This is a genomic window from Lacticaseibacillus mingshuiensis, assembly GCF_016861785.1.
GTDB lineage: Bacteria > Bacillota > Bacilli > Lactobacillales > Lactobacillaceae > Lacticaseibacillus > Lacticaseibacillus mingshuiensis.
The window spans coordinates 32,206-50,777 of the sequence record NZ_BOLS01000016.1 but is presented as its reverse complement, the minus strand read 5'-3'; the positions used below and the strand labels follow the sequence as shown (position 1 = coordinate 50,777).

General features: G+C 56.6%; 19 protein-coding genes and 1 pseudogene. 11 read left to right on the top strand and 9 right to left on the bottom strand.

The annotated features are described in order from the left end of the window. Positions 1–127: 127 nt before the first annotated feature. The gene (locus JUE67_RS10150; protein WP_203628221.1) at positions 128–748 is read right to left on the bottom strand and encodes an SDR family oxidoreductase; all 621 of its coding nucleotides are present in this window, start codon (positions 746–748) and stop codon (positions 128–130) included. Between the two features lie 148 nt (positions 749–896). Between JUE67_RS10150 and JUE67_RS10145 the strand changes: the two genes are divergently transcribed. Continuing rightward, the gene (locus JUE67_RS10145; RefSeq protein ID WP_203628220.1) at positions 897–1,478 is read left to right on the top strand and encodes a DUF2975 domain-containing protein; all 582 of its coding nucleotides are present in this window, start codon (positions 897–899) and stop codon (positions 1,476–1,478) included. 12 nt (positions 1,479–1,490) lie between these two features. Beyond that, positions 1,491–1,706: a helix-turn-helix domain-containing protein gene (locus JUE67_RS10140; protein ID WP_203628219.1), complete on the top strand. Its 216-nt coding sequence runs from the start codon at positions 1,491–1,493 to the stop codon at positions 1,704–1,706. A gap of 120 nt (positions 1,707–1,826) precedes the next feature. Here JUE67_RS10140 and cysK read toward each other — a convergent pair whose 3' ends face one another. The 4 genes from cysK to JUE67_RS10120 form a co-directional block, all read right to left on the bottom strand. Next, on the bottom strand, positions 1,827–2,744 hold the full coding sequence (cysK, locus tag JUE67_RS10135; RefSeq protein WP_203628218.1) for a cysteine synthase A: 918 nt from the start codon (positions 2,742–2,744) through the stop codon (positions 1,827–1,829). Between the two features lie 14 nt (positions 2,745–2,758). Next, positions 2,759–3,571: a homoserine O-acetyltransferase/O-succinyltransferase family protein gene (locus JUE67_RS10130; protein WP_203628217.1), complete on the bottom strand. Its 813-nt coding sequence runs from the start codon at positions 3,569–3,571 to the stop codon at positions 2,759–2,761. Positions 3,572–3,762: 191 nt separating this feature from the next. Further along, entirely contained in the window at positions 3,763–5,544 is a 1,782-nt protein-coding gene (locus tag JUE67_RS10125) for an ABC transporter ATP-binding protein (RefSeq protein WP_203628216.1), read from the bottom strand. Further along, complete coding sequence (locus JUE67_RS10120; RefSeq protein WP_203628215.1) at positions 5,544–7,265, bottom strand: ABC transporter ATP-binding protein; 1,722 nt, start codon at positions 7,263–7,265, stop codon at positions 5,544–5,546. The genes JUE67_RS10125 and JUE67_RS10120 overlap by 1 nt, the downstream gene beginning before the upstream one ends. Before the next feature lie 363 nt (positions 7,266–7,628). Between JUE67_RS10120 and JUE67_RS10115 the strand changes: the two genes are divergently transcribed. The 4 genes from JUE67_RS10115 to JUE67_RS10100 are packed head-to-tail and all read left to right on the top strand — an operon-like array spanning position 7,629 to position 10,318. After that, positions 7,629–7,997 (top strand): GntR family transcriptional regulator, encoded by a 369-nt coding sequence (locus tag JUE67_RS10115; RefSeq protein WP_308440086.1) that lies wholly within the window; start codon positions 7,629–7,631, stop codon positions 7,995–7,997. Further along, entirely contained in the window at positions 7,994–8,866 is an 873-nt protein-coding gene (locus JUE67_RS10110) for an ATP-binding cassette domain-containing protein (RefSeq protein ID WP_203628213.1), read from the top strand. The genes JUE67_RS10115 and JUE67_RS10110 overlap by 4 nt, the downstream gene beginning before the upstream one ends. Then, positions 8,856–9,590, top strand: a complete 735-nt coding sequence (locus JUE67_RS10105; protein ID WP_203628212.1) for a hypothetical protein — start codon at positions 8,856–8,858, stop codon at positions 9,588–9,590. The genes JUE67_RS10110 and JUE67_RS10105 overlap by 11 nt, the downstream gene beginning before the upstream one ends. Further along, complete coding sequence (locus JUE67_RS10100; RefSeq protein ID WP_203628211.1) at positions 9,587–10,318, top strand: hypothetical protein; 732 nt, start codon at positions 9,587–9,589, stop codon at positions 10,316–10,318. Before JUE67_RS10105 ends, JUE67_RS10100 begins: the two co-directional genes overlap by 4 nt. A gap of 90 nt (positions 10,319–10,408) precedes the next feature. On the opposite strand, the gene JUE67_RS10095 is transcribed toward JUE67_RS10100, so the two are convergent. Next, positions 10,409–11,212: a tyrosine-protein phosphatase gene (locus JUE67_RS10095; protein ID WP_373301797.1), complete on the bottom strand. Its 804-nt coding sequence runs from the start codon at positions 11,210–11,212 to the stop codon at positions 10,409–10,411. Positions 11,213–11,350: 138 nt separating this feature from the next. On the opposite strand from JUE67_RS10095, the gene JUE67_RS10090 reads away from it, so the two are divergent. Next, complete coding sequence (locus tag JUE67_RS10090) at positions 11,351–12,571, top strand: MFS transporter (RefSeq protein ID WP_203628209.1); 1,221 nt, start codon at positions 11,351–11,353, stop codon at positions 12,569–12,571. A 335-nt stretch (positions 12,572–12,906) separates the two neighbouring features. On the opposite strand, the gene JUE67_RS10085 is transcribed toward JUE67_RS10090, so the two are convergent. The 3 genes and pseudogenes from JUE67_RS10085 to JUE67_RS10075 all read right to left on the bottom strand — a co-directional run bounded on the left by JUE67_RS10085 (position 12,907) and on the right by JUE67_RS10075 (position 14,989). After that, positions 12,907–13,620: a deoxynucleoside kinase gene (locus JUE67_RS10085; RefSeq protein WP_203628208.1), complete on the bottom strand. Its 714-nt coding sequence runs from the start codon at positions 13,618–13,620 to the stop codon at positions 12,907–12,909. A gap of 16 nt (positions 13,621–13,636) precedes the next feature. After that, positions 13,637–14,372 (bottom strand): annotated as a pseudogene (pnuC, locus tag JUE67_RS10080) (nicotinamide riboside transporter PnuC). 173 nt (positions 14,373–14,545) lie between these two features. Continuing rightward, on the bottom strand, positions 14,546–14,989 hold the full coding sequence (locus tag JUE67_RS10075; RefSeq protein WP_203628206.1) for a MerR family transcriptional regulator: 444 nt from the start codon (positions 14,987–14,989) through the stop codon (positions 14,546–14,548). An 81-nt stretch (positions 14,990–15,070) separates the two neighbouring features. Here JUE67_RS10075 and JUE67_RS10070 point away from each other — a divergent pair, with 81 nt between their 5' ends. The 4 genes from JUE67_RS10070 (at position 15,071) to asnA (ending at position 18,472) form a co-directional block, all read left to right on the top strand. Continuing rightward, positions 15,071–16,090: an NAD-dependent epimerase/dehydratase family protein gene (locus JUE67_RS10070; RefSeq protein WP_203628205.1), complete on the top strand. Its 1,020-nt coding sequence runs from the start codon at positions 15,071–15,073 to the stop codon at positions 16,088–16,090. A gap of 115 nt (positions 16,091–16,205) precedes the next feature. Further along, entirely contained in the window at positions 16,206–16,766 is a 561-nt protein-coding gene (locus JUE67_RS10065; RefSeq protein WP_203628204.1) for a cadmium resistance transporter, read from the top strand. Positions 16,767–16,781: 15 nt separating this feature from the next. After that, complete coding sequence (locus JUE67_RS10060) at positions 16,782–17,120, top strand: ArsR/SmtB family transcription factor (protein ID WP_203628203.1); 339 nt, start codon at positions 16,782–16,784, stop codon at positions 17,118–17,120. 344 nt (positions 17,121–17,464) lie between these two features. Then, positions 17,465–18,472 carry an aspartate--ammonia ligase gene (asnA, locus tag JUE67_RS10055; protein WP_203628202.1) on the top strand — a complete coding sequence of 336 codons (1,008 nt, stop codon included), beginning with the start codon at positions 17,465–17,467 and terminating at the stop codon, positions 18,470–18,472. Positions 18,473–18,572: the final 100 nt, after the last annotated feature.

Here is an 18,572-nt window from a genome sequence, read left to right as displayed (position 1 = left end):
TGTGACTTTTCTGCAATGGGCTTACTTCAATGGCTTCCACTCCGTTTCGTTGATGTTGCTTTGACTATATCAGCTTTTATCGCCGCCGACAAGACCTAGACGACAAGGGGGGCGGGCTGGAACCCGACTACAAGACCTGCGCGATCGGCACGGCGCCATTCGCGAGCTTGATCGTCTCGCGATGGCAATCGGATTCGACCGCTCGCGCCAGCACCGAGGCAACATCCTGACGCGTGATGGTGGCAGTCCCGGCCGGCTCGATCGTGATCATGCCGGTCGCCTCGTCGTTGGTCAACGCGGCGGGCTGGACGATCACGTAATCCAGCTGGGTCCGTGTTTTCAGCCACTCATCCGCGTAAAATTTGGCGATGTAGTAGTCATGAAGACTGGCCGGCCAGTTCGCGCGCGACTCAGCATTCAAGCTGCTGAGTTGAATGAACCGCGTCACGCCGGCTTGTTCGGCGGCCAGCTGCGTCTTCACCGCGCCGTCGAGGTCCACAGACAGCAGTGCCTTGCCCTGTGAGCCCGCCGCAAAGATCACCGCATCATGGCCAGCCAAGGCGGCAGCCAATTCAGCGACTGGCGCCGTTAAATCAAAATGGACCGCAGCGAATGCTTGGCTTCCAGCCTCCGGGGCCTGCTGCGCCGGATCGCGGTAGCCACCGGTGACTTGATAATCATTGTCGAGCAGCGTTTCCACCAGCAACCGTCCCACTTGGCCGTTTGCGCCAACCACAAAGATCTTCATGCGTCTGCCTCCTCATTACCTACTTTTGGTAAGTCCATCATACCGCCTTTCCCGCGCAAATACCATTTTCAGCTGCGAACCAACGCCCAATTTCAGGAGTGGCCGGTTCGCGAATTATCGTTTGACGATAATCTCGGAGGTAAGAAAAATGGAAGCAAAGGCAATGATTCATGGTGTCACCCGGTTCGCGTTGAGCTTTTTGCATGTCATGTGCCGCATCGGTCAGCTCGCAAGTGTCATCGCTGGCATCTTGATCGTCGTGACGGCCACACAAGGCCATGTGTTGTGGGAACACATGACGCTGTATGGAAAAAGCATCGACCAACTCGTGCAAAATGTAGGCATGGCCGGAATCGAAACCGGCAATGGACTGAATGGCGCAGATAGCGACATGGCATCGGCGTTGTTAGTCTTGGTCGTGATCGCGGCCGTCTATGCGTTGATCTTGATACTGATTGGCCTGCAAGCCTTCATCAAGCTGATCAAGAACGTCAAAGCCGGACAGTTTTTTGTGGCCGACAATGTGCACCAGCTGCGGCGGCTCGTGTGGATCGAAGGGTTTGACCTGGTGGGTGGCTGGGTCTTCAGTTTGCTGGCAGCGGGAGTCACGCAGCACTACGATCTCTCACTTGATCTCGAGCCACTGATCCAATTGGCGGTGACGTTTGTGATCTATATTTTGATGAAATACGGTGTCGCCTTGCAACAAGACGCCGATGCGATGATCTAAGGAGGTAGGCCAATGATCGAAATCGATCTCGATAAACTCATGCTGGCACGCGGCATGCTAGGCACAGATCTGGCCGCCGCCATCGATATCACCCCGGCCAACCTGTCGATCTTAAAAACGGGAAAGGCAAAAGGCGTCCGCTTCAATACGCTGGCGGCGCTTTGCCAGGCCCTAGACTGCCAGCCCGGGGACATCTTGCGCTACGTCCCAGACCAAGAACGGAAGTAAACAAAAGAGCTTGACCAGGATCGCAGGACGCGAACTTTGGTCAAGCTCTTTTTTAGTCTCAATTTTATGCCGATGGTCGCCAGCACCCTAACGTTCGGGCACCGGCTCAGCAATCACTGATCAGAACTTAAACAGATCTGTGGACAGGTAGCGTTCCCCGTTATCCGGCGCAACGGTCACAACTGTGTGCCCCGCGCCGAGTTTCTTGGCGAGCTCGATGGCCCCGAAGATATTGGCGCCGGCGGAAATACCCGGCAGGAACCCTTCTTCGCGGCTGACCTGTTGCACCATCTGAATCGCCTGATCAGAGGTGACCTCAACGATGCCGTTATACAGCTTCGTGTCCAAGACTTCCGGAATGAAGCCTGCGGAAATACCTTGAATCTTGTGCTTCCCGCCGTGGCCTTCCTTGAGCATCGGGGACTCAGCGGCCTCAAGCGCGTAGATCTGAACGTCCTTGTCCGCCTTGCGAAGCGCGCGGCCGACACCGGTCAGGGTGCCACCAGTGCCAACGCCAGCGACAAACGCATCAGGCGCCTTGCCGCCCAACGCCTTGAGAATCTCTTGTCCGGTCGTGCGCTCATGCACATCGGGGTTCGCCGGGTTGGCAAACTGCATCGGCAGAAAATAGCCATTCTCCTTGGCCAGCGTTTCCGCCTTCTTGATCGCGCCAGGCATCCCCTCAGCGCCAGGCGTCAAGATCAACTCGGTGCCATAGCCCTGAATGATCGCGCGGCGCTCGACACTCATCGTCTCCGGCATCGTGATGATCAAATGATACCCTTTGGCGGCGGCGACCAACGACAGCCCGATGCCCGTGTTGCCAGACGTCGGCTCAATGATCGTGCCGCCTGGCTGCAGCTGACCGCTTTGCTCAGCGGCTTCGATCATCGCCAAGCCGATACGGTCCTTGACCGAGCCACCCGGGTTGAAGAACTCGAGCTTGACCAAAACATCCGCGGCTCCTTCTGGCACAACGCGGTTCAATTTCAATAATGGGGTGTTGCCGATCAGTTCAGTGATTGAATTTGCGATCATGATAAAAACTCCTTTCAGTGTTCCGTCATGGCGACAGGTTCTTGGACCTTTGTCAGCCAATTGGCGAAAAACAGACGCTGGGTGTCCGCCCATGAAAACTCTGGGCCGCACATCGCAGCAGGGTCAGCAAAATAATTTTCCGGCTTGCGGTAGGTCCGCTCGGGATGCGCCGCGACTTCGCGCTCGTATTCCTGCATCAACCCTAGCCGCCCGTATTCCAGATGCGCAAACAAAAATGTCTGACGCCGCGCCGCGTTTTCGACCAGGAACAACTCATCGTTCACCGTGGTGGCGGCAATGGTCAGATCCGGGTCACGTGCGATCTGCGCTTGGTTCATTTCCGCATAGCGCGCATGCGGCGCCGTGAAACCGTCTCGCAGGCCCGTCAGCAGCGGCGTTTGCTCACGGATCTGTTGGGGATACACGCCGAATAATTTGTGAGGCAAAATATCTTTGCGAATTTTATAAAAATAGTCAAGGGCTGCCATGGCGCCCCAACACAAGTAGAGCTGGGTCACATGGTGCTGGTCCAACGTCGCCAGCAACGCCCGGAGCTCCTCGATGTAAGTCACATCATCGAAGGCGATGGTCTCAATGGGCGCACCGGTGATGATGAAACCATCCATGTCGGCGGCAAGCGCCAGATCCAAAGGCTGCAAGATCTCGCTCACTGCCTCGGGTACGGGCCGGCCTTGATAATGTTGCGGCGGGTAAAAAAAGTGCAGGTCAACAGGCTGCTCACCTGCCGTCAGGGCATTGCGCAGTCGCTGATTTGTCGCCCGCTTGTCATGCATCACGTTCAAAATACCGATCTTTAGTGCACGCATCGACCATCCTCCTTTCCAGTTAATAGGTATATTCTAATAAAAAGTAAGCTTCGTGGCAAGCGCTCACACGTTTTATCACCAGCTTTTCATCTTTGCGCCTGGCAAATTGGTCCAGGTGTGGCCTGCGCCCCCGGCAACCCGCGTCCTGGACAAAAAAACCGGCGCAAGCGCGGCCGGTTTTTCGTCAGTTCCTATTCAAACACCATCTGGTTGTGATACAGCTCGGCATAAAATCCATTTTCCTTGAGCAACGCGTCGTGACTGCCCTCTTCGATGATCGTCCCGTCCTTCAAGACAATGATCTTGTCGGCGTTCAAGATCGTTTTGAGCCGGTGCGCGATGACAAAACTCGTGCGGCCGGCGATCACATTATCCATCGCCGCCTGAATCTTGGCTTCGGTCACCGTGTCGACATTTGAGGTGGCCTCATCGAGAATGAGGAGCTTCGGGTCCGTCAAGATCGTGCGGGCGATCGACATCAACTGTTTTTGCCCGGCGGAAAAGACGCTTTGCTCATCCGACACGGGGGTCTCGTACCCTTCCGGCAGACTCTCAATGAAGTCATGGATGTTGGCTTGCTTGGCCGCGTCGATCACGCGCGCCATGGAAGCCTCCGGGTCGCCATAGCGAATGTTGTCGGCGATCGTCCCGGTGAAGAGCTGGGGATCCTGCAACACGATGCCCACATGTGCCCGCAGCGCTGTCAGATCAAACTCACGAACATCCGTGCCATCAAACAAGATCGCGCCCGAATCGACATCATAGAATCGATTGAGCAGATTCATCACCGTAGTTTTTCCTGACCCCGTCGGCCCGACCAAGGCCACCATTTCACCTTTTGCCACCTGCAGCGACACGCCATGCAAGATCTCCTTGCCCGGCAAATAGCTGAAATGGACATCGTCGAGCACCAAATCATGATCGATGCCAGTCAGCGCCTTGCCATTGATTGGCCGCGTCTCATCGGGTTGGCTGCGCACCTCATCAATGCGCCGCGCCCCGGTGATCGCCAACTGAATCATGCCATACAAACTGGTCAGCGAAATGATCGGCTGGTAATACTGCGAGGCGTAATTGACGAACACAACGACCAGCGCCAGCGCCGCGCCCTGAGACATCGTGCCGCTCAGCGCAAGCCACGAGCCGACGAAGATGACGATCGCCAAATTGAGCAGCGACATCCCCTGCATCAACGGGTTCAAGATACCAGACCAGATCTGACCGCTCAAGGCGGACTTGCGCACCGTTTCGTTGTACCCCTGGAACCCGCGAACTGAATCCTGTTGCAGGCCGTTTGTGATGATCACCTTTTGGCCTGTGATCTGCTCGTTGATATACCCGTTCAACCGCCCGATATCATCCTGCTGACGATCAACGGCCGTGCCGGCTTTTTTCATCACGACGGCAGCCACGATCAACGCGATCGGCGTCGACGCCATTGTGACCCAGGCCAGCGTCGTATTTTCACGAAACATCATGATCAAGATGCCGACGAATTGGGCCACGGCCAAAAAGACTTCCAGCAGCGCCTGATTCATCGCGTTGAAAATATTGTCCAGGTCAGAGGTATACCGCGCCAAAATGTCCCCATCTGAGTGACGGTCAAAATACTGCACGCGCATCCGCTGCATCTTGCGGAACAACCCGATCCGCATCGTGCCTGTCGCAAACGCGGAGATTCGAGCGAAGATGAGACTGGCAATGAAGATCGTGCTCGCATCCCCAACATACAGCAAAATGTAAATGATCAAGGTCCGGTGAAATGCGTCAAAATTGGCCGTGGCGCGTGTTGCGGGATTCCCCCACAACTGCAGGTAACTGGTCAATTCCTTGACCGCCTCGCCAAGATAAGTCGGGGCGACGACAATGCACCAGGTGGAAAAGGCGATCATCAAGGAAGCCACGAGAAAGCCCAGCCGATATTTCTTGAAGTAATGGGCATAATAGCGCCCAGCGTTTTTCAAGTCCTTCATCAGATGCCCTCCTCTCGTGCCTTTTGGGTGGCATAGATCTCTTGGTAGACGGGATTGCTGCGGACGAGGTCATGATGCGTGCCGACGCCGACCAGCACGCCATCGTCCAGCACCAAGATCTCATCGGCGCGCAGAATCGAGCTGATCTTTTCGGCGATGCACACCACAGTGGTCGAGGTGAGCTCACGGTCCAGCGCTTCCTGCACCAATTTTTCAGACCGCGCATCCAGTGCCGAGGTCGCATCGTCGAGAATCAGAATCTCGGGATCCGCAATGACCCCGCGCGTGATCGACAGCCGCTGCTTCTGCCCACCGGAAAAATTCGCAGAGCGCTCTTCCACCGGCGCGTCATAAGCGTCCGGCAGAAGATCGATGAACTCAGCCGCCTGGGCAATGCCTGCCGCCCATTGCATGCGCGGCAAGGTCGCACTCGGCTGGACCTGTTTCAGGTTCCCAGCAATGGTGCCCGAAAACAGGGTCGAGCGTTGAAGCACATACGCGACAGTGTTCCGGATCGTTTTTTCCGGCAGGTCGCGCACATCCACCCCACCGATGCGGACCGTCCCTGTATCCGGATCATACAGCCGCGCGATCAGCTGCGCCAGCGTGGTCTTGCCCGAACCCGTCGCGCCAACGATGCCGACCATTTGCCCGGCCTTCACGGTGAAACTGACATCCTTGAGTGTCGGGGCGGCGTCGCCTGGATACGTGAAGGTGACATGGTCGAAAGTGATGTCACCCGGCAGATCGGCCACCTCGCCCGTCGTCGGATACGCCATGCTCGGCTTGGTGTCAAACACCTCGCGCAACCGGCCCAAAGAAACCAGCGCGCGGGACGCAAACGTCAGCATGAAGCCCCCATTGATCACGGCAAACAAGATCTGATTGAGATAGGAGATAAAACTGGTGATCGCCGCCAAATACGTCGGGTGGACGGTAATACTTTGGCCGACCAAAAAGACCGAGACGCCGATCGCGAGATTTGCGGTCATGAAAAAGGCTGGCATCAACACGGCAAACAGATAGCCGATACGTGCGGTCACATCAGTCAACCGGTCAGAGGCCGCCGCGAACTTCTTGATCTCGGTTGGCTCCTGGACAAACGATTTCACCACGCGAATGCCCATCAAGTTTTCTCGGGCCAGCGTGTTGACCTTTTCAATGTCCGTTTGGGTCTGGGCAAAATACTTCCCCATTCGCCGAAACGCGACCAGGGACACGCCGATAATGATCACCATCATCGCAATGATCACCCACCACTGTTCCGGCATTGTGGCCAGCGCTAGCGCAAAAGCGCCAAGAAAAAGCAGCGGAATGCGCGTCACCTGCTGGAAAAAGGCCATGACGATCTGCTGGACCTGGTTGATGTCATTGGTCATCCGAACGACAAGGTTGGAGGCAGAGAATTTTTCAATGTCCGCATACGCCAGCGTTTGGACTTTGGCGTAAAGATCCGCGCGCAGATCCGTGGCCACACCCAGCGCGACCCGCGCCGAATAAACGGTATTCAAAATGCCAGCCACGATGCCCACAGCGGCAAGGACCAATAGCCAAATGCCGTTGACCAGCACCGCATGCTTGTCATTCTTCAAGATCGCTTCCATGACCACCTGCAGTAAGCGCGGCTGCCAAAGCGTCGCAAACACCAGCACCAATACGCTGAGCGTCGCAAGCACACCGTCCTTGCGGTAGCGCTTTAGATACGGGACCAAGACCTTCATCACGTGCCTCCTTCAAATCGATTCAGTCCTTCCATGTTATATGAAACAATTAATATGAGCAAGTGTTTTGAATAAGGATGCGGAGCCGAGCGCTTAGGGGTGGGCAGGTAGTTCGGCCTGGACGATTGATGGCGCACTTGGCCATCGAGCGGCCGGGACGACTACATGTCCCACCCCTGCTCGGCGGAGCTCAACTAGAAAAGGATGCGAAGCCGAGCGTTTAGGATGGCGCACCTGGCTTGCGACCCGCTTTGCAAATATTCTTGTTGACACCCCCTCCCCACGGCCGTATAGTTGCGTTGTTGGTTAGTTACTCATGCAACTAACCGAATAACTAACTCACACGAAAGGATGGTGGCGCGCGTGCACTTTGATGCAGAGAGTCTCACGCCGCTTTATCAACAGATCGCCGATGCTTTTGCAGACGGGATCTTGAGCGGCGCATTTGCGGAAGAGACACAGATTCCCTCCACGACCCAGGTCGCGCGGGAATATCAACTGAATCCGGCAACGGTGTTAAAGGGGATGAATATCTTGGTCGACAATGGCTTGATCGAAAAACGGCGCGGCCTCGGGATGTTCGTCACCCCTGGCGCCCAGGCGCAACTCGCGCGACAGAGCAAAGACCTTTTTTACAGCGAACAAGTGACAGCGCTGGTGACCCAGGCCCGCGCGCTACACATCAGCAAGACAGAATTATTAACGGCGATCGAAAAGGGGTATGCGAAATGACTGAGTTGAAAGTGACAAACGTGGCCAAGCATTTTGGCCGCAAAAATGTGTTGAGCGGCATCAATGTGACCTTCACGGATGGTCAGATCTACGGGTTGCTCGGGCGCAACGGCGTCGGGAAAAGCACTCTGCTTCGCCTGCTCAATAACCGCCTGCTGGCCGACCGCGGTCAGATCACCCTGGACGGCGCCTCCGTCGTTGATAATGAAGCGGCGCAGAATCGCATTTTCCTCATGAGCGCCGAGATGCTTTATCCGGCCGAGCAAAAAGTCAGCTGGGTCTTCAAAATTACCAAGCAACTCTATGGCGACTTTGACGATGCCCTGGCCGCGCACCTCGTCTCAGTTTTCCATGTCGACACGACCAGCCGGCTATCCCGCCTGTCGACCGGCTACAAGACACTGGTGAAATTGATTGTCGCGCTTTGCGTGCCATGTGATTTCGTCTTGTTGGATGAGCCGGTGCTCGGCCTGGACGCCCCGAACCGCCAACTGTTTTACCAGGAATTGATGGCCACGTTCACCGACCGGCCGCGCACCTTCATCATTGCCACCCATTTAATTGAAGAGATCAGCCAACTGGTCAACCGGGTCGTGGTGATCGAACGCGGCGTGGTGACGCTTGACCAAGACGCCGACGAACTGCGCCAGCGCGGCAAAATGGTCACCGGCCCCGCCGCCACGGTCCGGGATTGGCTCGCAGATGTGAAAGTGTTGCGCACCAACGCGTTAGGCGGCGTGCTGGCGGCTTACACACTGGACGCCCCGCTTGAAAAACCGCTGCCGGCTGGCGTCACGATGGAGGCAATGAATCTCCAGCAGCTGTTCATTGAATTGACGCGAAAGGAGGATGGCGCCCATGCGCGTTAAGGTGCTCGTCAAATACAACTTACATACCCTATTACCGACCACCCTGGCCCTCCTGCTAGTCATCCTGGCGTTCGGCTGGCTCACCGCCCACATCATGCATTTCAATAGTAGCGAGACGCTGACCTATTTTGTCTGGGGCCTGATCTTCGCCTATCCCTTTGTGCTGGGCATGGCCAATCCCGACTTCGCGTTTCAAAATAGCATGATCAGGCCGCAACTGCGCAAAGCCGCGCTCGTCACTTTGGTGGTGATCGCGACTTGCGGGACGCTCACGCAATTAGCCATCGCGCCGCTTCAAAGTTGGCTGCTCACGGGAACGGCCACAAGCCACGTTGCCACTCAGGGGTCCTCGGTCTTCCGGCTCGCAGCAGGCATGCCACTGGCAAGCCAGGTGCTCATGAACTGGCTCCTCGATCTGGCGCTTGGGACCTTTGGCTACATCTGCGGCCTGCTGTCGCTGGGCCAAAATAAACGACGGACGGCCCTCCTGATTTTCCTCATCTGGACTGGCGGTTGGGCGCTGATCGTGCTGGCGGTCATCCTGCTTCGCCAACTCCCGAAGCTCTCGCCATTTTTGAACGCAATCGGCAATTTTGCCGCGACGGATCTGGGCAAATTGATTCTGGCCGCGCTGAGTTGTCTCGTGATGATCGGCTGGTTGGCGGCCATTGTGCGCCGCGTTCAGACCGCCCCATTTAATGGAAAGAAGGGACTCGCAGCATGAAGCTAAAAACGCTGACACGTATACAGCTCCAGACCATTTTGCCTGGCGCGCTGATCTACTGGGGCGTCATCCTGGTCCTCACAGCCGGGCTCAACCTCCTCCTGACCAAAGTGGGCGGTGCCGTTTCCGGCGGCACGTTGATCAGCCTGAACGCCGTCTATTTGCTGATCATCTGTCGCCATGTGAACGGCTGGGCTGATTTTGGCTTTCAAAATGGCCTCAGTCGCCGCAACATGTGGCTCGCCACCCTGATGACCTGGGTGCTGCAGACCGCCCTGCTCGTGGCTGGCCAAACCTTGTGGAACCTTGTCATGAGCTTACAAGCTGGCTCGGCGTTCGGGCATGGCTGGTGGCAGTCGATGATGCTGATCGAGCTCGGCTACAAAGGCACTTTAGGCGCACCTGCCGTTTTGGCCACCATTCTCTTTGAAATGCTTTTGCTGGGCGTCTTTTTCCAGCTCGGCCAGCTGATCGCGCTTGGCACCCGCGCGAATCTGGCGGCCAGCGTCGGCGTGGTGGTTGCCTTGGTCATTGCCATTGCTGTGCTCATCAACCGCACCACCGCCTTTTGGGCAAATAATGACAACGCGCTCGCCTTGTTCGTCCGCCGCTTAATGAATGGCGGCACGACCGGTTCACCTTGGCTGGCCGTCCTGACACTACTCGTTTTGGACGCGCTGCTCGCGGCTGGGGCGGGTCTCATTTACCGGCGGCTGCGCGTGCGCTGATCGCTCCCATCGATTTGCCAACGAAAATAGGTCCTGAACCGCCCTCATTGCGAGGGTCGGCCAGGACCTTTTTTCGTGCGCCGGTCAAAACTAGATCAGATAAAATTGTCGCAGATCCTTCAACTCGCCACCGGTCAACTGCAACGCCTGATGCAGGTATTGCGCCATCGAGCCGTAATTCTTATCGATCGTCGCCAGCGCAGTATCCAAATACTCGGGCTTGGCCACCCACAGATCCGTCAGCCCTTGCAGCATGTTGGCGTTGGCCCCGCCCGCTTTGGCCTTATCGAGCACCGCCTGCAGCGCGCCGCCCACGTAATCATTGGTGGTCAGATAATCCGTGCGAATGGTCGCCTCATCCACGCCCAGGGCCGACAGCAAAAATACCGCCGCCATCCCCGTTCGATCCTTGCCGGCAGAGCAATGAAACAGCACCGACTGCCCACTATTTTCATTGGCCAGCAGCACGTCGAAAAATGCGCGGTAGGCTTTTTGCGAGGTCGGATTGACGATCATGTCGCCATACGTGCGGATCATGTTGTGATGCCCGCCCAGCGCGTCCAGCGAAAACGCCTGCTGCTCCTCCGCCCAGGACTTGCTGACCTTGGTCTCATCATGCGGAAAAACGGGGTCAAAATGATAGACGGTCCCCTCTGGCACACGATCCGGCGCCATCTTTTTTTCATCTGGCGAACGGAAATCGACGTCATCACGGACGCCGTAATCCGCCAAATAACTCAGGTCGCGGTCGGACAGGTCCGACAACTTGCCCGCCCGCACCAGCTTATGCGCGCGCAGAGTCTTGCCGTCTTGCGTGTGATAGCCGCCGAGGTCACGGAAATTGTAGCCGTGATGGATATTCAAAAGGTTGACTGTCAAAAAGATCACCATCATTTCTATAGAATGCTGATTCCATTGTAGCCTAGACGCCGCAACTCCGCCAGTGGCCGCTTTCTGAAAAGTTCACAGAAAGTTCACAATTAGAGCGCATTCTAGATTATTGGTTATTTACAACATGGAATGATGACGAGGATGGACGAGGAACAACGACAAAACAGCCCGTGGCGGCGCAACTTAACGATATTGTGGGGGTGCACCTTCGTGGCGGGCATCGCGTTTTCAGAGATCACCCCGTTCATGTCCCTATATGTTGGGCAACTCGGCGACTTCACCAAAGCCGAGGTCAGCTTCTACTCGGGCATCGTCTATGCGGCCACCTTCTTCGTCACCGCGATCGTCTCGCCGATGTGGGGCGCGTTGGCCGATCGTAAGGGCCGCAAGATCATGTTGATCCGCGCGTCGATGGGGATGGCCGCCGCCATGTTTTTGATGGGCCTGGTCACCAACATCTGGCAGTTGATCGCCCTGCGCGCCCTGCAAGGCGTTTTCTCCGGCTTCATCTCGAACGCTCAAGCGCTGATCGCGTCGCAAACACCGCGCGAACATGCCGGCAAAGCCCTTGGCACCCTGGTCACCGGCTCGACGTCAGGCATGTTGATGGGCCCGATTCTGGGCGGCATCCTCGCACAATTTTTCTCGATTCGGGACACCTTTTTCATCACCGCCGCGCTGCTTTTCATTGCCGGCATTCTGTCAGCCACGCTGGTCAAGGAACAATTCGTCCCAGTCCCACCGCGGCCAAAAGACACAGGTGGCAACGCGCTACAGCGGCTGCTCGGTCAATTCGCCAATCCGAAGTTGATCATCATCTTATTGATCTCGACCATGATCGTCCAGCTCGGGAACACCTCCATCTCGCCGATCATCAGTCTGTATGTCAAAGAGTTGATGCATAATGCCGGGCCAGTCGCCCTGATCGCCGGCATCATCGCGGCCTTGCCAGGAATCTCCAACATTCTCACGGCCCCGCGGCTCGGCGCGTATGGTGACAAACATGGTTCAGGCAAAATTCTCGTCGCAGGCTATCTCTTTGCCGTCCTCGTTTATCTGCCCCAGGGATTTGTCACAAGCGTCGTTGCGCTCGGTGTGCTGCGCCTGTTCGTCGGGATCTCCGATGGGGCGCTGTTTCCAACCATTCAGACCTTGCTGACAAAAAATTCGCCGGCAAGTGCCACCAGTGCGATCTTCTCATGGAACCAGAGCTTCCAGGCCCTCGGCAACATGTTCGGCTCCTTACTCGGCGGGACCTTGGCCGGCCTCTTCGACTACAACGTCGTGTTCATCTCGACTGCGATGCTCCTGCTGCTTAACTTCATCTTCATCTGGTTCGCCGCACCACAACTAAGAAAATAGGGTGTGGAGGTGCGCGGGATGGTCGTGCAGCTAGGCTCGCCCGGCGCTTGGGGTGCTTTTGCCCCGAGTGCTGGGCGCACCTAGATGTCGCGACCATGCGCACCGGAACCCAACTGGAGAAGGGTGCGGAGGTGCGCGGGATGGTGGGGCAGCTAACTTGGCTCGGGTGCTTGAGGCGCACTTCGCCTCGAGTGCACGAGACAGTTAGATGTCCCCGCCATGCGCACCGGAACCCAACTACGGGTGTGAAGCCGAGCGTTCCCGCCCAACAAAAAACGACGTGCCAGCAAAACTCAGCACGTCGTTTTTGAATCCAATCTGTTCTTGTCCAGACCCTACTTCAGCTTCGCGCGACTTGCCTGCAAGCCCGCAAACCGCTGCGGGGACAGTTTGCCCAAGTCGACCAGTTTCTTTTCGATCTGGTCTAGCACCGCATTGCGGTCGGCGGTATTGTTCATGAAGTCAAAGCGGTCACGATCGATGGTGATGATGCTGGAGCGCGTGTACCCCTTCGCCCAGTCGCGGTACGCTTTATTCACGCGATGGTAATAATCGACCAGCTCTGGCTTTTCCCGAATGTCTTCCATTTCGCGACCGCGGCTTTGAATCTCGTCGATCTCATGCTCTGGGTCGATCTTCAGGTAAATGGCCAGGTCAGGCAGGCCATTCCAGGGACTGCCGTTGACGTTGGACTGCATTTCCTGTGACAACGTGATGTAGATATTGAAGTCGATGTCATCGATCTCGCCATTTTGGTGAAGCTGTGACGCCATGACGTAATCCGATTCCAGAGAGGAGTCCATGACCGCATTTTCCTGCACCAACGCCTTTTTCAGCTGCTGGTAGCGGAATGTCAAAAACGCGATCTGCAAAATCGTACCGGTGGTCTTGCGACTTTCCTGGCCCGCGGCATAAAACTTTTGGAGCATGTTGGCGATCATGCCGTTGCCTTCAACGTCTTCATAATACGCCGGTGCCTGCAGGTCTTCTGACAGGACTTTGGTCAGCGACGTTTTGCCGGCGCCGATACTGCCTAAAATATAGATCATTGTTTTCCCTCTTCGCTCAGTGAATAGATTTCAGCCCCATGCGCTTGCGGCCAGCATTGAACCACGGGCTGACGGTGAATGCCAGAATGTCGTTGATGACATAAATACTGGAATTGATCGCCATGCCAAGGCTTGCGTCGCCTTGTGCATAGGTGATGCCCCAAAGAATCAGCTGGGCGATGCCGGACGCGAGCCACCAGAAATATTGGTTGTTGTAGCGCAAGAAGCAAACGATGCCGCCAGTCAGCGAGATCGCAAAAGCCATCCCATCGTAAACCGGACGAGGGTCGCTGGTCAAGGTGCCGATCAAAAAGGCGGACAGGGCCCAGACGATCAACGTAAAGCCGATCGACAGCACCCACTGCTTGGCCGCAAAGGTGCGCAGATGATTGTGCGTGTCATCGTTCCAGCTGCGAACCGAGATCAAAACGGGCAGATCCAGCGTGATGACGTACGCGAGCTGTTCAAAAATCGACAGATAATTGCGGGCAGTGAAACCGACGAAAACAAAGCAGGCGGCCGAGACCAATCCAAGCCAGCCATTCACGGCCTTGGTGGCATTGATCGCGAGCACACATAAAACGCCCAGCGTTGTGCCGATGAACGTGATCACCGAAACTGGGGTGAGCGGCGCGGCCACCAGCGTCATCAGCTGACAGCCAAACGCAAACCAAAAGAGATAGTAGTTCTGTTGCGGCCAGCCCTTCAATTGATTGGCTAACCAGGAAAAAAAAATTTTGTGAAGATTGCATCCTAACCGCTCCTAACTAATTTGCTGCCGAGGCAGCGACTAGAAGCTAGTATGCAACAAGCAAAATTGAAAATAAAGACTTGTATCCACTTGATATTGTGGTATGTAAATCTCGACCACCACATCTAGTTGTAAAGCCCAACGAATCCCAGCGCACGAATCTGGCTACAACGCTCAGTGAATCCCGGCAAAGGCATCCGGCAAATTGGCCGCCTGTTTATCCTGCGAAGCGGCCGCAAGCTCACGGGCCACCAACTGCGCGGCCTGCGGATCTTCGTACAAGGCGAGCTTGTAGTCGATCTCTTTGAGGTTTTCCGCGATGGCGCGTTGCTTGGCGGCCACCGCCTCCCGATGCTTTTGAAGCAACGCCCGGCGCTCGGCGACCGTACTGGAGCCCGCCATCACATATTGGATATAGGTGCGGATGTCGTCAATGCGCATCCCGGTGTTTTTCAGACAGATGATCGTGTGCAGCAAGGCCATGTCCCCGTCCGTGAAGGCGCGGTACCCACTGGCGTCGCGCGCGACAAACGGCAACAGCCCCGCCTTATCATAATAGCGAAGCGTATATTCACTGAGGCCACAGCGCGCGGCGGCCGCTTTGATCGAATAAGGCAAACTTTTTTCCTCCTTAGGGTTGCCTTAGAGTATGCTCTAAGGTCTATGCTGACCATCATAACAGACAAGGAGCACAATTCAATGACAGAGACGATATTAGTGACCGGCGCGACCGGCTTTTTGGCCAAGCACGTGATCGCGGCCCTTTTGAAAAATGAGTATGCGGTTCGCGGCACCGTGCGCGACCTCGGCAAGGCCGCAGCGGTTCAGGCAACGCTGGCCGCCAACCACATCCCCCATTTGGACCGCCTGAGCTTCGTCGCTATAGACCTCACCCAAGACGCCGGCTGGGAGGACGCCATGCGCGGCATCGATGCGGTGATGAGTGTGGCAGCGCCGGTCTTCGTAAATGGCGAAACAGCCACCACGACGATGACTACCGCCGCAACGGACGGCACATTGCGACTTTTGAAGGCGGCCGATCGCGCAGGCATCTACCGGGTGATCATGACCGCCAATCTTGGCGCCGTGGCCTTTTCGCAATTCGACCGCAGCCGCCCAACCACCGAAGCCGATTGGACCGCCCCTGAACAGATCGGGCTGTCGGCGTATGAGCGGTCGAAGCTGATCGCCGAGCAAGCCGCGTGGAATTTTGCCAAAACAAGCGGCGGCCGCCTGCACCTGACCACTATCAATCCCGGCGCCATGCTGGGCCCAAGTCTCGATGATCACGTGTCGGACAGCTTCGGCATCGTCGCCAACCTCTTCGACACGCCGCTGATTCCAAACGTGCCGATGCACCTGGTGGACGTCCGCGACGTCGCCGACCTGCATGTCAAAGCGCTGCAAAATGACGCGGCGATCGGCTCGCGGTTTATCGCGGTGACGGACGAGGCGATCACGATGCCACAAATGGCGGCGGTCATTCGCGAGAGCCGGCCGGCACTGGCCAAGCGTCTCTCGAAATGGGTCCTGCCCGCCTGGCTGATTCGGGCGGCCGGCCACTTCAACCAGCAGGCCAAGGAAGGCGCGCTGTTTCTCCGCATCCAGCCCAAGATCGCCAACCAGCATGCCAAAACCGTGCTGAACTGGCAGCCACGCAGCAATCAGGCAGCCATCTTAGCCGCGGTGGACTCCTTGCAAAAGGCTGGCAAACTCTAACACGCCCCGCCAAGAACGGGCCATGACACCTTCCGCAAAGCGGCGCCGTGGCCCTCTTCTTGTATATATGTCTAAAAGCGCATATACTAGCCCCGACAGAGAAAGAGGGCTTTCGATGAACTTCGGGTTACTAGCGTTGACGTTTCTATCGGTCAACTTGGATTTCTTTTTCATCTTGCTGTTTTTGCTGAAGCGCTATTCCCTGCGTCAGGTGCTACTCGGCTACCTGCTTGGCGTGTGGCTGCTCTTGACGCTGAGTTTTGGCATCGGCAAGGCGCTGGCCGCAATTCTTCCGGAATGGGCGCTTGGCGTCCTCGGTGTGTTACCGCTTTGGCTGGCCTTTCGAAAAGACGATGATGACGCCCCCACCGCAACCGCCGGCGGGCTATGGACCGTGATGACCACCTATCTGTCCGTCTGTGCCGGGTGCAATCTCGCCATCTTCCTACCCGTCTTGGCGGGGCAAAGCTGGCCTCATTTTCTTATCGCGTTGCTCTTTCTCGGGAGTCTGACGCTGCTGGTCACCTTGCTGGTCCGTGCGATCGGCCAGATTCCCGCAGTGACGCGCGTCATGTCCGCGCACGGCGAGCGACTGATGCGCCTCTGCTATGTCGCAGTTGGCCTGTGGGTGTTTTGGGACAGTGGGTTGATCACGCACCTGCTCGCGCTGCTTTAGCGAAAGGAGACGGCTATGTCAGAAGTGAACGAAGCCTTGATCGGGGAAGCGGCCCGCATTTTTCACGTGCTAAGCAATCCCGGCCGCATCCGCCTGCTGTATGCCTTGGAACAAACAGCGTGTGATGTCTCGACATTGGTGGCCACCTTGCACCTGGATCAACCGGTCGTTTCCCACCAACTAGCCCTGCTGTTTGATTATCAGCTGGTTGCGCGGCGCAAGGTCGGCCTGCATGTCTACTACACGCTATCCGACCCGCATATCATCGAGATCATGGATGCCATGCTGGGCCACGTCGAACACGAGATCACAGGGGCGCCGCATCCTGCCAGTCCGCAGAAAACGCATGACTGAATCTTTCACTTTCCATTTTTCCCCAGGCGTGCTAGACTAGCGGCAAGTTAAAAAACAAAGCCAGAAGAAAGACCAGTAACCAAGTCCCCTGCGACTCAGTGACTCGCGATCAGTGGAAACGCGAGACGCAGCCTTGGTGAATAACCCTTTTGCCAGGCGCTGCCCCAAATGACTCAGTCAAAGTAGGCACAGCCGCATGCGGCCCGTTACGCTGCAAGCACATGAACACGTGTGTTGAGGTGGTCTGCAGGTGCAGGCAAGATGGGTGGTACCGCGAAAAAAGTCTTTCGTCCCGTAATAATTTGGGGCGAAAGACTTTTTTTGTCTCATCAAGGAGAAAAAACATGCATTTGATCAAACCCACTGCCTATGACCCACATTTGACCGTCCGCGAAACACAGGAAGCGATTCGCTACATCCGCGAAACGTTCCAGGATGAATTTGGCAAAGAAATGAATCTGTCTCGCCTGTCCGCGCCGATGTTCGTGGAACGAGCGACCGGCCTCAACGACAACTTGAATGGTGTGGAGACCCCGGTGTCTTTTCAGATGGCCGACCTGCCCGACCAGACCATCGAGATCGTCCATTCGCTGGCTAAGTGGAAACGCGTGGCGCTGAGTCGCTACGGCTTTGGCCTGCACGAAGGCCTGTACACGAACATGAACGCCATTCGCAAGGACGAAGACCTCGACAACTTCCATTCGATCTACGTCGACCAGTGGGACTGGGAAAAGGTGATCGCCAAGTCCGAGCGAACCCGCGAAACGCTGGAAAACACCGTGCGCACGATTTTCAAGGTGATCAAGCACATGGAAGATGAAGTCTGGTACAAGTACCCGACCGCTGTGCACCATTTGCCGCACGACATCCACTTCGTCACCACCCAGGAGCTGGAAGACCGCTGGCCTGAAAAAACACCGAAACAGCGCGAAGATGCGATCTGCCAGGAATTCGGATGCGTCTTTCTCGAGCAGATCGGTGGCTTGATGAAGTCCGGTAAACGCCACGATGGCCGCGCCCCCGATTACGACGACTGGACATTGAATGGTGACATCCTGTTTTGGTATGAACCACTCAACTGCAGTCTCGAGATCTCCAGCATGGGCGTGCGCGTAGATGAAGCCGCCCTGCGCCGCCAGCTGAAAGAAGCCGACGCCGAGGACCGCCTCACCCTGCCGTATCACCGCTCCCTGTTGGCCGGCGAACTGCCCTACACCATTGGCGGCGGCATCGGTCAATCGCGGCTGTGCATGTTGCTGCTGGGCAAGGCCCATGTCGGCGAAGTCCAGGCCAGTGTCTGGCCGCAAGCGATGCGCGACGAATGCGCAGCCGCGGGAATTCACCTGCTGTAGGTGCTAGTCTAGATAGTTAGGCTTCGGTCCGCATGATTGGGACTTTTAGGTGTCTCATGCATTCGATGGCACAATACGCCATAAGCGCATGCGCCAACCC

Excerpts from the sequence above, each read along its gene's own strand:
- JUE67_RS10150 (WP_203628221.1), bottom strand. The coding sequence starts at position 748 with ATGAAGATCTTTGTGGTTGGCGCAAACGGCCAAGTGGGACGGTTGCTG.
- JUE67_RS10145 (WP_203628220.1), top strand. The coding sequence starts at position 897 with ATGGAAGCAAAGGCAATGATTCATGGTGTCACCCGGTTCGCGTTGAGC.
- JUE67_RS10140 (WP_203628219.1), top strand. The coding sequence starts at position 1,491 with ATGATCGAAATCGATCTCGATAAACTCATGCTGGCACGCGGCATGCTA.
- cysK (WP_203628218.1), bottom strand. The coding sequence starts at position 2,744 with ATGATCGCAAATTCAATCACTGAACTGATCGGCAACACCCCATTATTG.
- JUE67_RS10130 (WP_203628217.1), bottom strand. The coding sequence starts at position 3,571 with ATGCGTGCACTAAAGATCGGTATTTTGAACGTGATGCATGACAAGCGG.
- JUE67_RS10125 (WP_203628216.1), bottom strand. The coding sequence starts at position 5,544 with ATGAAGGACTTGAAAAACGCTGGGCGCTATTATGCCCATTACTTCAAG.
- JUE67_RS10120 (WP_203628215.1), bottom strand. The coding sequence starts at position 7,265 with ATGAAGGTCTTGGTCCCGTATCTAAAGCGCTACCGCAAGGACGGTGTG.
- JUE67_RS10110 (WP_203628213.1), top strand. The coding sequence starts at position 7,994 with ATGACTGAGTTGAAAGTGACAAACGTGGCCAAGCATTTTGGCCGCAAA.
- JUE67_RS10105 (WP_203628212.1), top strand. The coding sequence starts at position 8,856 with ATGCGCGTTAAGGTGCTCGTCAAATACAACTTACATACCCTATTACCG.
- JUE67_RS10100 (WP_203628211.1), top strand. The coding sequence starts at position 9,587 with ATGAAGCTAAAAACGCTGACACGTATACAGCTCCAGACCATTTTGCCT.
- JUE67_RS10095 (WP_373301797.1), bottom strand. The coding sequence starts at position 11,212 with ATGATGGTGATCTTTTTGACAGTCAACCTTTTGAATATCCATCACGGC.
- JUE67_RS10090 (WP_203628209.1), top strand. The coding sequence starts at position 11,351 with ATGGACGAGGAACAACGACAAAACAGCCCGTGGCGGCGCAACTTAACG.
- JUE67_RS10085 (WP_203628208.1), bottom strand. The coding sequence starts at position 13,620 with ATGATCTATATTTTAGGCAGTATCGGCGCCGGCAAAACGTCGCTGACC.
- JUE67_RS10070 (WP_203628205.1), top strand. The coding sequence starts at position 15,071 with ATGACAGAGACGATATTAGTGACCGGCGCGACCGGCTTTTTGGCCAAG.
- JUE67_RS10065 (WP_203628204.1), top strand. The coding sequence starts at position 16,206 with ATGAACTTCGGGTTACTAGCGTTGACGTTTCTATCGGTCAACTTGGAT.
- JUE67_RS10060 (WP_203628203.1), top strand. The coding sequence starts at position 16,782 with ATGTCAGAAGTGAACGAAGCCTTGATCGGGGAAGCGGCCCGCATTTTT.
- asnA (WP_203628202.1), top strand. The coding sequence starts at position 17,465 with ATGCATTTGATCAAACCCACTGCCTATGACCCACATTTGACCGTCCGC.